Source organism: Micromonospora haikouensis (assembly GCF_000876225.1).
Taxonomy (GTDB): Bacteria; Actinomycetota; Actinomycetes; order Mycobacteriales; family Micromonosporaceae; genus Micromonospora; species Micromonospora haikouensis.
Genome location: NZ_JXSX01000002.1, coordinates 818,860 through 831,323, shown reverse-complemented (window position 1 = coordinate 831,323; position 12,464 = coordinate 818,860). Strand labels below are relative to the sequence as shown.

13 protein-coding genes are annotated in these 12,464 nt (G+C 75.1%); 8 read left to right on the top strand and 5 right to left on the bottom strand.

What is annotated here, in order from left to right:
• Positions 1 to 26 precede the first annotated feature (26 nt).
• From TK50_RS20370 to TK50_RS20360, 3 genes are all read left to right on the top strand, one after another.
• Complete coding sequence (locus TK50_RS20370) at positions 27 to 1,400, top strand: FAD-dependent oxidoreductase (protein WP_043966590.1); 1,374 nt, start codon at positions 27 to 29, stop codon at positions 1,398 to 1,400.
• A gap of 78 nt (positions 1,401 to 1,478) precedes the next feature.
• On the top strand, positions 1,479 to 2,900 hold the full coding sequence (locus TK50_RS20365; RefSeq protein WP_043965970.1) for a WGR domain-containing protein: 1,422 nt from the start codon (positions 1,479 to 1,481) through the stop codon (positions 2,898 to 2,900).
• A 41-nt stretch (positions 2,901 to 2,941) separates the two neighbouring features.
• The gene (locus TK50_RS20360; RefSeq protein WP_043965968.1) at positions 2,942 to 3,847 is read left to right on the top strand and encodes an aminoglycoside phosphotransferase family protein; all 906 of its coding nucleotides are present in this window, start codon (positions 2,942 to 2,944) and stop codon (positions 3,845 to 3,847) included.
• An 11-nt stretch (positions 3,848 to 3,858) separates the two neighbouring features.
• Here the strand turns inward: TK50_RS20360 and TK50_RS20355 are convergent, their stop codons facing one another.
• Together TK50_RS20355 and TK50_RS20350 are read right to left on the bottom strand one after the other, a co-directional pair.
• Complete coding sequence (locus TK50_RS20355) at positions 3,859 to 4,713, bottom strand: Fpg/Nei family DNA glycosylase (RefSeq protein ID WP_043966589.1); 855 nt, start codon at positions 4,711 to 4,713, stop codon at positions 3,859 to 3,861.
• Positions 4,714 to 4,739: 26 nt separating this feature from the next.
• Entirely contained in the window at positions 4,740 to 4,940 is a 201-nt protein-coding gene (locus TK50_RS20350; RefSeq protein WP_229404617.1) for a GntR family transcriptional regulator, read from the bottom strand.
• 397 nt (positions 4,941 to 5,337) lie between these two features.
• On the opposite strand from TK50_RS20350, the gene TK50_RS20345 reads away from it, so the two are divergent.
• Positions 5,338 to 6,183: a DUF4383 domain-containing protein gene (locus TK50_RS20345; protein ID WP_241774057.1), complete on the top strand. Its 846-nt coding sequence runs from the start codon at positions 5,338 to 5,340 to the stop codon at positions 6,181 to 6,183.
• Positions 6,184 to 6,481: 298 nt separating this feature from the next.
• Here the strand turns inward: TK50_RS20345 and TK50_RS20340 are convergent, their stop codons facing one another.
• Entirely contained in the window at positions 6,482 to 6,850 is a 369-nt protein-coding gene (locus TK50_RS20340) for a winged helix-turn-helix transcriptional regulator (protein ID WP_043965966.1), read from the bottom strand.
• Positions 6,851 to 6,947: 97 nt separating this feature from the next.
• On the opposite strand from TK50_RS20340, the gene TK50_RS20335 reads away from it, so the two are divergent.
• The 3 genes from TK50_RS20335 to rocD all read left to right on the top strand — a co-directional run bounded on the left by TK50_RS20335 (position 6,948) and on the right by rocD (position 9,953).
• The gene (locus tag TK50_RS20335) at positions 6,948 to 7,601 is read left to right on the top strand and encodes an NAD(P)-dependent oxidoreductase (RefSeq protein WP_043965964.1); all 654 of its coding nucleotides are present in this window, start codon (positions 6,948 to 6,950) and stop codon (positions 7,599 to 7,601) included.
• 322 nt (positions 7,602 to 7,923) lie between these two features.
• Positions 7,924 to 8,739: a dimethylargininase gene (gene ddaH / locus TK50_RS20330; RefSeq protein ID WP_199486104.1), complete on the top strand. Its 816-nt coding sequence runs from the start codon at positions 7,924 to 7,926 to the stop codon at positions 8,737 to 8,739.
• Entirely contained in the window at positions 8,739 to 9,953 is a 1,215-nt protein-coding gene (gene rocD, locus TK50_RS20325; protein ID WP_199486115.1) for an ornithine--oxo-acid transaminase, read from the top strand. Before ddaH ends, rocD begins: the two co-directional genes overlap by 1 nt.
• Positions 9,954 to 10,009: 56 nt before the next feature.
• On the opposite strand, the gene TK50_RS20320 is transcribed toward rocD, so the two are convergent.
• Together TK50_RS20320 and TK50_RS20315 are read right to left on the bottom strand one after the other, a co-directional pair.
• Positions 10,010 to 11,161, bottom strand: coding sequence for an FHA domain-containing protein (locus tag TK50_RS20320; protein ID WP_043965959.1), 1,152 nt, complete (start codon positions 11,159 to 11,161; stop codon positions 10,010 to 10,012).
• Positions 11,158 to 11,451 carry a 4a-hydroxytetrahydrobiopterin dehydratase gene (locus tag TK50_RS20315; RefSeq protein WP_043965956.1) on the bottom strand — a complete coding sequence of 98 codons (294 nt, stop codon included), beginning with the start codon at positions 11,449 to 11,451 and terminating at the stop codon, positions 11,158 to 11,160. The genes TK50_RS20320 and TK50_RS20315 overlap by 4 nt, the downstream gene beginning before the upstream one ends.
• Before the next feature lie 157 nt (positions 11,452 to 11,608).
• Between TK50_RS20315 and TK50_RS32315 the strand changes: the two genes are divergently transcribed.
• On the top strand, positions 11,609 to 12,394 hold the full coding sequence (locus TK50_RS32315) for a hypothetical protein (RefSeq protein WP_144420339.1): 786 nt from the start codon (positions 11,609 to 11,611) through the stop codon (positions 12,392 to 12,394).
• Positions 12,395 to 12,464 lie beyond the last annotated feature (70 nt).

The window sequence follows — 12,464 nt, the reverse complement described above, 5'->3', positions numbered from 1 at the left end:
GGGCGCGGCGTGACAGGATGGTCGTCGTGGCGCAACGGCTGATCGTCGTCGGCGGGGACGCCGCCGGCATGGCGGCGGCCTCCCAGGCGCGCCGCCGCCGCGACCGGTCCGACCTGGAGATCGTGGCGTTCGAGCGGGGGCACTTCACGTCGTACTCGGCGTGCGGCATCCCGTACTGGATCAGCGGGGTGGTCCCGGAGCGGGATCAGCTCATCGCCCGCGACCCGGCGACCTTCCGCGCCGACTTCGACATCGACGTCCGGCTGCGGCACGAGGTCACCGCGATCGACCTGGCCCGCCGGGAGGTCGTCGCCCGCGACCTCGACGGCGGCGGCGAGGTCCGCGAGCCCTTCGACGAGCTGGTGTACGCCACCGGGGCGGTGCCGAAGCGGCCCGACTGGGCCGACCCCGAGGTGCGGGGCGTCTTCGGCGTGCAGACCCTCGACGACGCCTCGGCGCTGCGCGCGTGGCTGGACGCCGAGCCCGCGCCGCGCCGCGCGGTGGTGGTGGGCGGCGGCTACATCGGGGTGGAGATGGCCGAGGCGCTGATCCAGCGCGGGCTGTCGGTCACCCTCGTCGAGCAGGCCGACCAGCCGATGGCGACCGTCGACCCCGACATGGCGGCGCTGGTCGCCGACGCGATGCGCGGCATCGGCATCGACATCCGTACCGGAGTCGAGGTGACCGGGCTCGACGAGCGTGACGGGCGGGTGTCCGCGGTGGTCACCGCGGACGGGCCGCTGCCGGCCGACGTCGTGGTCCTGGGCCTGGGGGTACGCCCCGACACCGCCCTCGCCGAGGCCGCCGGCCTGCCCATCGGCCTCTCCGGGGGGATCCGGGTGGACCGGCGGATGCGGGTGCCCGGGGTGCCGGGGGTGTGGGCGGCGGGCGACTGCGTGGAGACCCTGCACCGGGTCAGCGGGCTGCCCGTGCACGTGCCGCTGGGCACCCACGCCAACAAGCAGGGCCGGGTCGCGGGGATCAACCTCGGCGGCGGGTACGCCACCTTCCCCGGCGTCATCGGCACGGCCGTGACGAAGGTCTGCGAGCTGGAGGTGGGGCGCACCGGCCTGCGCGAGCGGGACGCCGCGGCCAGCGGGTTCGAGTTCGTGTCGGTGCGGGCCGAGTCGACGAACCGGGCCGGCTACTACCCGGGGGCGCGGACGATGACGGTGAAGCTGATCGCCGAGCGGTCCAGCGGGCGGCTGCTCGGGGCGCAGATCGTCGGCTGGTCCGAGGCGGCGAAGCGGATCGACACGCTGGCCGTGGCGCTGTGGAACGAGATGACGGTGGACGAGATGACCGCCCTCGACCTCGGCTACGCCCCGCCGTACGCGCCGGTGTGGGACCCGGTGCTGATCGCGGCCCGCAAGGCGGTCGACGCCCTGCACCAGGTGTAAGTGTCGGGGGGCGCGGTTAGCGTGTGGGCGCAGCCGTGGTGCCGGGTCCGGCGCCCCACCCCCTCGAAAGGCATCACCATGTCGCAGGAGACGACCTACCTCGAACTGTCCGAAGCGGACGGTGCCGCGCACAAGTTCTACGAGGTGGTGGTGGACGACACCGCGCTGACGCTGCGCTACGGCCGGATCGGCGACCAGGGTCAGGTGAAGACCACGACCTACCCGGACAACGCGCGCGCCCGCGCCGCCGCCGCGAAGAAGATCGGCGAGAAGGTCCGCAAGGGGTACGCCCCGGCGGTGCCCGGCGTCCGCCAGAAGCGGCCCGTGTCGCGGCGGCAGATCGTCAGCACCCGCTCGACGGCCCGCACCGCCCCCGTGCTGTGGCGGTACGCCTCGGGCGCGCCCGCGTTCGGCATCTTCGTCGACGGGCAGCACTGCATGGTCGGCAACGAGCACGGGGTGATCACCACCCTCGACCACGACGCCCGGGTGCTCGACCAGGTCCGCCTGCCCGACGGGGTGAAGTGCATCGTCGCCGACGACGCCTGGCTCTACGCGGGCTGCGACGACGGCAACGTCTACGACCTGTCGGGCAAGGTGCCCCGGGTGGCGTACGCGATCGCCCCCGACATCGACATCTACTGGCTGGACATCCACGACGGGGTGCTGGGCGTCGCCGACGCCGACGGCGGCATCGCCGCGATCGACCACGAGGACGAGTTCCTGTGGCGGCGACCGGGGCGCGGCCGGGCGGCGTGGATGGTGCGCTGCGACGCCGACGCGCTCTACCACGGCCACTCGCAGGGGGTCACCGGCTACGACTGGCGCACCGGCCGGGAGCTGTGGCACACCCGCACCGGGTCGGTGCTGTTCGGCTGGCAGGAGCGCGACGCCGTGTTCGCCGGCACCGGCACCCGCGAGGTGGTGCGGCTGCGCAAGGACGGGCGGGCCGAGCAGACGTACCGCTGCGACGCCCCGGTCTTCTCGTGCGCCACCGCCGAGGACGGCCGGTACGTCTTCGCCGGCGACAACCAGTCGTCGATCTACTGCTTCGACGCGGCCGGCAACCGGCTGTGGAAGCTCGGCACCGGCTGCGGCTCGGCCTACTCGATGCAATTCCACGACGACCGGCTCTACGTGGTCACGACCAGCGGCTATCTGGCCTGCATCGACGCCAGCGAGCCGGCGATCCGGGCCGCCGAGGCGGGCACCGTGCCGGAGGTGGTGGACGTCAAGGCCCCCGCCCGGCAGCCCGAGCCGGCGGCGTGGACCACCGTGGAGGTGGTCACCGACGACCGGGGCGGCGTGGTGGTGCAGTGCGTCGACGACGGCGGCCGGCTGCGCGTCCACGTGCTCTCCGACGGCTACCGACGGGACTGGTCGGTGCAGTTTCCCAAGGGCATCCGCGAGCCGGGCGCGCGCTACCTGGTCACCGAGGTCCGCGAGGCGGGCCGGGGCGGCTTCTACCGGGCGTACGGCGACATCCGCCGGCTGCGCTGAGCGGTCCCCGGCGCGCAGCGGCGGTGGGGCAGGATGGTCCGATGGAGACGGAGCTGGAGATCCCCGAGCGGCTGAGCTGGTTGCGGCGGACGCCTTTCGGCCGGGCCTGGCTGGCGGCGCTGCCGGGCCGGCTCGCCGACTGCGTCGAGCAGTGGGGGCTGCGGCTCACCGGCCCGCCGTTTCCGTACGCGTTCGCCTCCCTGGCGCGGCCGGTCGAGCTGCCCGACGGCACCCGGGCGGTGCTCAAGCTCCAGCTTCCCGACGCCGACAGCGTGCACGAGGCCACGGCCCTGGCGTGCTGGGCGGGCGACGGGGCGGCCCGGCTGCTGGCCCACGACCCGGGTCGGCGGGCGCTGCTGGTGGAGCGCTGCGACCCGGGCACGCAGCTGCACGCCGTCGGTCGGGACGGAGCGCCGCAGGTGACGCTCGACGAGGCGCTGGACGTCGTCGCCGGGCTGCTGCCCCGGCTGTGGCGACCCGTCGGCGCGCCGTTCACGCCGCTGGCCGAGGAGGCGGCGGGCTGGTCGGAGCAGCTGCCGGTGCGCTGGGAGCGGCTCGGCCGGCCGTTCGAGCGCCGGCTGCTCGACGCCGCGCTCGGCCGGCTCGCCGAGCTGGTCGACACGCAGGGCGAGCAGGTGCTGGTCAACCAGGACCTGCACGCCGGCAACATCCTGCGGGCCACCCGCGAGCCGTGGCTGGTGATCGACCCGAAGCCGCTGGCCGGGGAGCGCGAGTTCGGCGTGGTGGCGATCGTCCGGGGCCAGGAGCTGGGCCACTCCCCGGCGGCGGTGCGGCGGCGGCTGGACAAACTGACCGGCGACCTGGGCCTGGACCGCGAGCGGGTGCTGGGCTGGGCGATCGGGCACACGCTGGCCTGGAGCATGACCGATGACGTCGTGTTCACCGAGCACGCCGAGATCGTCCGCTGGCTGCTCGACCTCGCCTGAGCGGCGGCGGGTCAGGGCCGGCCGGGCTGGCAGGTGGGGCACCAGTAGAGGTTGCGGCCCGCCAGCTCGCCCCGGCGCACCTCGTCGCCGCAGACGTGACACGGCTGGCCGGGGCGGCGGTAGACGTAGACCTCGCCGCCGTGCCGGTCCACCCGGGGCGCGCGGCCGGTGGCCTCCGGCAGGTGGGCGTCCCGCACGGTGTCGATCCGGCCCGCCTCGACGGCCTGGGCCATCAGGTGCACCAGGTCCGCCCACAGCTCCCGCCACCGGGCCGGGGTCAGCTCCCGGCCGGGCAGCAGCGGCGACAGGCCCGCCCGGAACAACGCCTCCGTGACGAAGATCAGGCCGGTGCCGGCCACCACCGACTGGTCGAGCAGCAGCGCCGCGAGCGGGGTCGCGCTGCGGGAGATCCGGGCGTACGCGCGGGCCGGGTCGGCGTCGGCGCGCAGCGGGTCGGGGCCGAGGCGGTCGCGCAGCGCCGCCACCTCGGGCGGGGTGAGCAGCTCGCAGGCGTTCGGGCCGCGCAGGTCCAGCCAGTGCCCGCCGTCCGACGCCGCCGGCCCGGAGCGCGTACGCGAACCGTCGCCGGTCAGCCGCAGCCGCACCTGACCGACGGGCGGCGGGGGCTCGCCCGACCCGTCGGCGAACTTGCCGTACAGGCCGAGGTGCACGTGCAGGGTCAGCCCGTTCGCGTGGTGGTGCAGCAGGTGCTTGCCGTACGCCTCGGTGCCGTCCAGGACGGTGCCGGAGAGCAGGGCCGCGCCGTCGGCGAAGCGGCCCTGCGGGCTGGTGGCCCGCACCTCGGCCCCGGCGAACAGCTCGGCGTGCCGGGCGGCGAGGCGGTGGATGGTATGTCCCTCTGGCACGGCCGCCAGCATAGTCAGCAGTGGGGTCAGCGGCCCTCGGTGACGTACGTCCCGCGCTGCGGCATGGTCATGACCAGCCCGCGCTCGCGCAGCAGAGCGATCGCGGCACGGACCGTGCCTCGTGCCACGCCGTACTCCTGCTGAAGCCGGAGCTCGCTCGGCAGCGGCTTGAGCGGCTGCAACTCCCCCGACTCGATGCGCTTGGCGATCAGGTCGGCGAGCTGCACGTACAGGGGGCGCTCGTCGGTCGATCTTCGTCCAGCCGGCCGGGCTGAGGCCGCAGTGCCCTGCACCAACCCCGCGCAGGCCGATACGGCCGGCTGCCGCCCCGAGGCCGGGCCAAGGTCACCGCCTTGCCGACATGCCGGTCGGACGCGCGGCAGGCCGCCGCTGACCACCTGCACCCACGCACACGCAGCCGAAGCAGATCTTGGTAAGTTTCGGCCCCCAGAGGGGCCATTTCTCACCAAGATCTTGGCGCCACGGCGGACTCGGCGGGGGCCGCGCGCCCCGATCGGGTGAACCGGGTGTCGCCGGATCGGCGGCTGGGTACCTCGGTGGCGTTACCGCGTGGCTGCCACCGGCGCTTCCGAGGTCTCCACGCGTTCATCAGGAGGTGATGAGGTGAAGATTCCTTCGCTGTTGTCCCGCCGGAACGAGCCGGCGACGACGTACGACAGCAACGGCGACGGCCGGGTCGACGAGCGCGACGGAGTTGTCGCGTCCGGCACCGACGGCCGCCCCGACGGGCAGCCGGTGGTCACCGACCGGGGCGGGGAGCAGACGACGTACCGCAGCAGCGCGACCGCCACCGACGGCGAGCGGGCCTCCGACGTGGAGCGACGGGCCGCCGAGCGGGGGGCCCTGGCCCGGGCCGCCACCGCCCGCGCGGCCACCGCCCGCACCCCGGACGGCGAGCTGCGCCGCCCGACCACCGCCGCGCCCACGGTGGACTCCCCGGACCCGGAGCGAGCCGCCGACCGGGAACGCAGTGCCTCCCGCTCGCTGCCGACAGCCCCCACAGCCGGCCAGGCGACGGAGCGCACCACCGAGCGCGACCGCACCGCCGAGCGGCCCCTGCCGGCCGACCGGACCGATGCCGAGGGCGAGGCCCGGCGGGAGCCGGTGCCGGTGGTGGCCGGGCCGAAGCCGAGGGCCAGCCTGCTCGCCACCCTCGGCCTGGTCGTTGGCGTCGCCGGGCTGGCCGCCGTGCTGACCGGCACCCTCGCCGGGTACGGCATCGCGGTCGGCGCGCTGGGGGCGGTGCTGTCGGTGTTCGGCCTGCTCGCCACCCGCCGCCGGCACATCGCGGGCAAGACGGACGCGCTGCTGGGCATGGCCTTCGGCGTGGCCGCCGTGGTGCTCGGGGTGCTGGCGATGACCGGGCAGTTCGTCTGGCCCACCACGGACGGCGACTGGGTGCAGCGGCTGCGCGAGTGGCTCGACTCACAGTTTGTCGATCGCCTCTGACGGGCACATTGGACCTCGCCGGCGGTGCGCCGGCACAGTTCGACCCGGCGATGCGCCGGCCCTGATCGACCCGGTGGTGCACCGGGGATGCTCGACCCCGGCGGTGCGCCGGGACTGTGGGACCCGGTGGTGCACCGGGACTGTGCGACCCGGCGACTCGCCGGCAGCCCGACTTCTCCGGTGGTTCACCGGCCGGGCACACCCTTTTCGGGGGCGGCGATTCGCCGCCCCCGAAGCATGTCCGGCGAGCATGTCCGGGTGGCACCCCCAGGGCGGGCCCCGCCCCCCGGTCCCCGCCTCAGTCCGGGTGGGCGACGCCCTCCCGGGCGTCGAGAAGCTCGTCCCAGTGCTCGCGGTTCCACGCGCAGACGGCCTCGATCGGGCCGAGCATGCTGCGGCCGAGCGCGGTGAGGGCGTACTCGACCCGGCGCGGCGGGCCGGGCTGCTCCGAGCGGCGCACCAGGCCGCTGGCCTCCAGCCGGCGCAGCGAGGCGGTGAGGGCCTTGGCGCTGACCCCGCGCAGGGGCACCCGCAGCTCGGAGAAGCGTCGGGGGCCGCCCTCCAGGCAGCGGATCACCATGCCGCCCCACTTGTCGCCGAACCGGAACGGCGACAGGTCCGACGGGCAGAGCGGGTCGAACATCTCCGGGTCCAGTGGCGTCGCCATGACACTCACCGTAATCGGTATCCGGGCGGTAACCGGCCCCCCGGCTAGCGTCGCTGCGAGGTCGCCGGCGGGGCGACCGGAGCGAGGGGGTACGTCGATGAGTGGGATCGTCGTCTTCGGGGCCGGTGGCCGGGCCGGCCGGGCCGTGGTGGCCGAGGCACGGGCGCGTGGTCACGAGGTGACCGCCGTCGTGCGGGACCCGGCCCGCCACCCCGCCCTGGCGGCCGAGCGGGGCGTCCGGGTCGCCTCCGGTGACGTCACCGACGCGGGGCGGGTCGCCGAACTGGCGGCCGGACACGACGCGGCGGTGCACGCCGCCGCCGACCTGGGCGTGCCGGCCGACGTGTTCTTCCCGGCCGCCGCCCGCGCGCTCGCGTCCGGGCTGGGGCGGGCCGGGGTGGGCCGGCTGGTGGTCGTGGGGCTGGCCGCCGTCCTGCCCACCGAGGCCGGGGCCCTGCTGCTGGACACCCCCGGCTACCCGCAGGAGTACCGGGCGTTCTGCCTGGGGCACGGTGCCGGCAACGAGGCGCTGCGCCGGGCGGAGGGCGCTCCGGACTGGCTGGTGCTCAGCCCGGCCGGGGACTTCGACCACACCGGCCAGCCCGCCGGGGGCTACCGGTTCGCCACGGCGGACGCCGGCAGCCGCATCACCTACCCGGACCTCGCCCTCGCCCTGCTCGACGAGATCGACGCGCCCCGCCACCACCACGTGCACCTGGGCGTAGCAGGCACGACCCCACCCACCCCCTAGACCCCGCTCGCTCCGCTCCCGCTCGCCCTGCGGCGATCTTGGACAGCTGTTGTCGGGAGCGAACGCGAAGTGTCCACGTTCGGGCGGGCTCGCCCCGCCGGGGCGGGACGGGGCGGGGCGGGTGGCGGGGTGGCGACAGGGCGGGGCCAGCGTAGGCGCAACGGATCGCCGCTGTTGGCGTCCGAGACGCAACGAATCGTCGGGCGACGCAACTTCCGGCGGTGGATGTCGTCGCTGCGCCCGCATACCGTTGGGCAACGGCGCCAGCCCGTGGGCCGAAGGTGGCCGGGCGCGCCCGACCCATGGGAGCAGGACAGTGACGATGGACGCCACCAGCCAGCGCTTTCTGATGTGCCGGCCGACGTACTTCGCCGTCGACTACGCGATCAACCCCTGGATGGACCCCACCGCCCCCGTCGACGCCGGGCTGGCCGTGCGGCAGTGGGAGCGGCTCCGGCAGGTCTACCGCGAGCTGGGCCACACCGTCGAGGAGATCGTGCCCGTCCCCGGCCTGCCCGACATGGTCTTCGCCGCCAACGGCGGCACCGTGATCGACGGCCACGCGATGTCCGTGCAGTTCCGCGACCCGCAGCGCGCCGACGAGGCCCCCGCCTACCGGGCCTGGTTCGCCGCCGCCGGCTTCGAGCTGCACGACCCGAAGCACGTCAACGAGGGCGAAGGCGACGTCCTGCTCGCCGGGGACGTGCTGCTCGCCGGCACCGGGTTCCGCACGGCGCACGCCTCGCACGCCCAGCTCCAGGAGGTCTTCGGCTACCCGGTGATCACCCTCCAGCTGGTCGACCCCCGCTTCTACCACCTGGACACCGCGCTCACCGTGCTCGACGAGCGCACCGTGGCGTACCTGCCGGAGGCGTTCTCGCCCGGCAGCCGGGCCGCGCTGCGCCGCCTCTTCCCCGACGCCGTCCACGCCACCGCCGCCGACGCCGAGGTGCTCGGCCTCAACGCCGTCAGCGACGGCCGGCACGTGGTGCTGCCCGAGCAGGCCACCGGCCTGGCCGCGCAACTGCGCGACCGAGGCTACGAGACCATCGGGGTGGACCTGTCCGAGCTGCGCAAGGCCGGCGGCGGACCGAAGTGCTGCACGTTGCGACTCCGTCAGGGAAAGGCGAGCAAGTGATCGTGGAAGACATGCTGCGGACGCCGGGGGCGGTCCGGGACGCCGAGCGCCACACCGCGCACAACTACCACCCGCTGCCGGTGGTGGTCAGCTCCGCCGAGGGCGCCTGGCTCACCGACGTCGACGGGCGGCGCTACCTGGACTGCCTCGCCGGATACTCGGCGCTCAACTTCGGTCACCGGCACCCCCGGCTGATCGCCGCCGCGCACGCGCAGCTCGACCGGCTGACCCTCACCAGCCGGGCGTTCATCCACGACCAGTTCGCCGACTTCTGCCGGGAGCTGGCCGAGCTGTGCGGCAAGGACATGGTCCTGCCGATGAACACCGGCGCGGAGGCCGTCGAGACTGGGATCAAGGTGGCCCGCAAGTGGGGCTACCGGGTCAAGGGCGTCCCGGCCGGGCAGGCGAACATCGTGGTGGCCGAGGGCAACTTCCACGGGCGTACCACCACCATCGTGAGCTTCTCCACGGATGAGGACGCGCGCGCCGACTTCGGGCCGTACACGCCGGGCTTCACCGTGGTCCCCTACGGCGACCTGGCGGCGCTGGAGGCGGCGATCGACGACGACACCGTGGCTGTGCTGCTGGAGCCGATCCAGGGCGAGCAGGGCGTCGTGGTGCCGCCAGCCGGCTACCTGCCGGGCGTACGGCGGGTCTGCACCGAGCGCAACGTGCTGTTCGTCGCCGACGAGATCCAGTCCGGCCTGGGTCGCACCGGGGCGACGTTCGCCTGCGACCACGAGGACGTCGTGCCCGACATGTACCTGCTGGGCAAGGCGCTGGGCGGCGGCATCGTGCCCGTCTCCGCGGTCGCCGCGAACGCCGACGTGCTCGGGGTGCTCCAGCCCGGCCAGCACGGCTCGACGTTCGGCGGCAACCCGCTGGCCTGCGCGGTGGCCACCGAGGTCGTCCGGCTGCTGGCCACCGGCGAGTTCCAGCGCCAGTCGGCGGAGCTGGGCGAGCGGCTGCACGCCGGGCTGCGCGGCCTCGTCGGCCGGGGCCTCGTCGCCGTGCGGGGCCGGGGGCTCTGGGCCGGCCTCGACATCGACCCGGCGCTGATGACCGGCCGGCAGGCGTGCGAGCGGCTGATGGCCCGTGGCGTGCTGGCCAAGGACACCCACGGCTCCACGATCCGGCTCGCCCCGCCGCTGGTCATCACCGCCGAGGAGATCGACCACGCGGTCGCCCAGCTCGCCGCCGTGCTGGCCGACTGACCGTACGACGTCGGCGGGCGTCGGGCCACGGCCCGGCGCCCGCCGACGCACCCGGCTCAGGGCCGGGGCAGGCGCATCGCCATCGTCGGGGCCTCGGCCATCACCGAGGTCGGGGTGAACGGCGCGCCCGAGGGCAGCTCGTCGGCGCGGCCGACCTGCACCCCCGGATACAGCTCGACCATGTCCCCGGCGGACAACACCCGCGACTGCTGCGGCTTGAGCGCGATCCGGTCCGCCTCCGTCATCGAGCCGCCGGGGCGGATCCCCGACCCGTTGGTGCTCACGTCGGTGACGATCACCTCGCCGACGCGAAGCTCGAAGCGGACGTGGCCGCGGCTGATCCAGCGGCGCGCCTCGTCGTTGAGCCACTGGCCGAGCACGATCCCGCCCTGCTGCTCCGGCGCGCGCCCGACCAGCACCGGCTGCTCCTCGGTGAGCACGAACCGGCGGCGGATCAGCCCGCCGATGCGTACGGCCAGCACCTCCGTGCGGGGCCGGGGCCCGGCGTCGCCGAGCCGCGCGCCGTGCCGGGGGCAGGTCGGCACGCCGCCGCGCAGGGAGGGCGGCGGCTGCCCGGCCGGGGCCCGCTCGACCCGGGCCAGGTCGGCGAACGCGCCGCCACCCCCGCCGCCGCCGAACAGCGCGCAGCCCGGCTCGGGGCAGCGCCACTGCCGGGCGAGCAGCTTCTCCCCCGTCGCCGAGCGGGTGCCGGCGACCGGTACGTTGCCGCCGCCGACGTGGGCGATGAACACCGGCCCGCCCGCGCCGGGCACCGGGGCGAGCACCCGGCCGGGCTGCTCGACGGTCCAGGGGAACCGGCCGCGCAGGCCGTCGAAGCGGGCCCGGCTGAGCACCGGCAACCCCAGCAGGTCGGCGACCTCCAGCATCCGGTCGCCTGGGTGGTCGAGCACCTCCACCAGGCCGTCGTCGGCCCAGCGGCGCACCACCATCCGCTCGTTGGAGGTGAGGTCGGCGTCGGAGAGCAGGGCCCGGTGCACGATCGCGTACACCGGGACGCTGTCCTCCTCCAGGTCGCGGGCGAGCGCGTCGATCACCATGCCGAGCCGGAGCAGGTTCGCCGGCCGGCCGCCGTCGAGGTCCTGGTAGCGGATCACCTCGGCCAGGTCGAGGACGGCCCGCGCCAGCGACGGGTCGGTGCAGACCCGCCCCTCGATGGCGTCGAGCACCTTGCTGATCTCGAATCTCATCGGGCACTCCGGAGAATGTCGTCGATGCGCCGCGCCAGCTCCAGGTCCCGGTGGGTGACCCCGCCGGCCGAGTGGGTGACGCAGCGGAAGGTGAGGGTCCGCCACCGGATGTCGATGTCGGGGTGGTGGTCGAGCTCCTCGGCCACCTCGGCGACCCGGTCGACCACCGCGACGGCCGCCGGGAAGCTCCCCAGCTCGGCGGTGCGGCTGATCCCGGTGGGATCACCCGTCCAGCCGGCCAGGCCGCCCAGCCCGTCTCGCACCGCCTCGGCGGTGAGCACGTCTGCCATGGCCAGACCCTACCGCCAGGGGACCGACGGGCCGGTCCGACGTGCGCCGGCATCGACGCCCGCCGGTCGGTGCCGGCCGCTAGGCTGAGCGCCGACTCGGGCCGGCGGGAGGCAGTGACGCCCGGCCGGCCCACCTCAACCTGGCGAGGAGCGCGTGTTGACGAAACTCCGACGGCTGGCGACCACGGGGGTCGCGTACGTCGCCGTCCTCGGCCTCGCGGTGACCGGTTGCGGCAACCCGGCCACGACCGACGCCCCGGCTGCGAACGGCGACGCCGCGAGCGCGGCCCCGGCGGGCGCGACCACCGCGGATCCGGCCGACGAGCTGCGGGCCGCCGTGCGCAGGCTCAACGAGGAGAGCATGCGGATCCACGTCAGCTCGACGGGGTTGCGCGGGACCGGGCTGTCCGACCCGAAGGTGCCGGCCATGGACATGACGATGGAGCTGGGCACGGCCGGCGAGACCCGCGTCCTGATGATCGGCCGGGACGCGTACGTCAAGATGGGCGGCCAGCTCGGCGCCGCGACCGGCGGGTCCGGGAAGTGGCTGCACCTGGACACCCGCAACCTCGGCTCGGGCGGGCAGCTCGGGCTGATGCCCGCCGACGACCCGGTGGGCGTCAGGAAGATGCTCGACGCCGTGGTCGAGGTGCGGCGCATCGGTCCGGGCACCTTCGTGGGCACCCTCGACTACTCGAAGAGCATGGCCAACAGCAAGACCCTGGCGGACCTGAGCGACAAGGCCAAGGCCGTGCCGTTCACCGCCACCGTGGACGAGCAGGGCCGGTTGAAGAAGCTCGGGGTCGACACCACGGTGGTCAGCCCGCTGCTCGGACCGATGAGCGTCATCTACTCCGACTGGGGCACGCCCGTGTCCGTGTCCCGGCCACCGGCCAGCCAGGTCGTCGAGGCGCCGACGGGGCTGACCGGGGCCGGCACCTGACCAGCGCCTGCCCACCGGGCCGGGACGGGCGTGCTGTCCCGGCCCGGCCCGGCCCCGGCCCCGGCCCCGG

Excerpts from the sequence above, each read along its gene's own strand:
- TK50_RS20360 (WP_043965968.1), top strand. The coding sequence starts at position 2,942 with ATGGAGACGGAGCTGGAGATCCCCGAGCGGCTGAGCTGGTTGCGGCGG.
- TK50_RS20340 (WP_043965966.1), bottom strand. The coding sequence starts at position 6,850 with ATGGCGACGCCACTGGACCCGGAGATGTTCGACCCGCTCTGCCCGTCG.
- TK50_RS20320 (WP_043965959.1), bottom strand. The coding sequence starts at position 11,161 with ATGAGATTCGAGATCAGCAAGGTGCTCGACGCCATCGAGGGGCGGGTC.
- TK50_RS20365 (WP_043965970.1), top strand. The coding sequence starts at position 1,479 with ATGTCGCAGGAGACGACCTACCTCGAACTGTCCGAAGCGGACGGTGCC.
- TK50_RS20335 (WP_043965964.1), top strand. The coding sequence starts at position 6,948 with ATGAGTGGGATCGTCGTCTTCGGGGCCGGTGGCCGGGCCGGCCGGGCC.
- TK50_RS20315 (WP_043965956.1), bottom strand. The coding sequence starts at position 11,451 with ATGGCAGACGTGCTCACCGCCGAGGCGGTGCGAGACGGGCTGGGCGGC.
- ddaH (WP_199486104.1), top strand. The coding sequence starts at position 7,924 with ATGGACGCCACCAGCCAGCGCTTTCTGATGTGCCGGCCGACGTACTTC.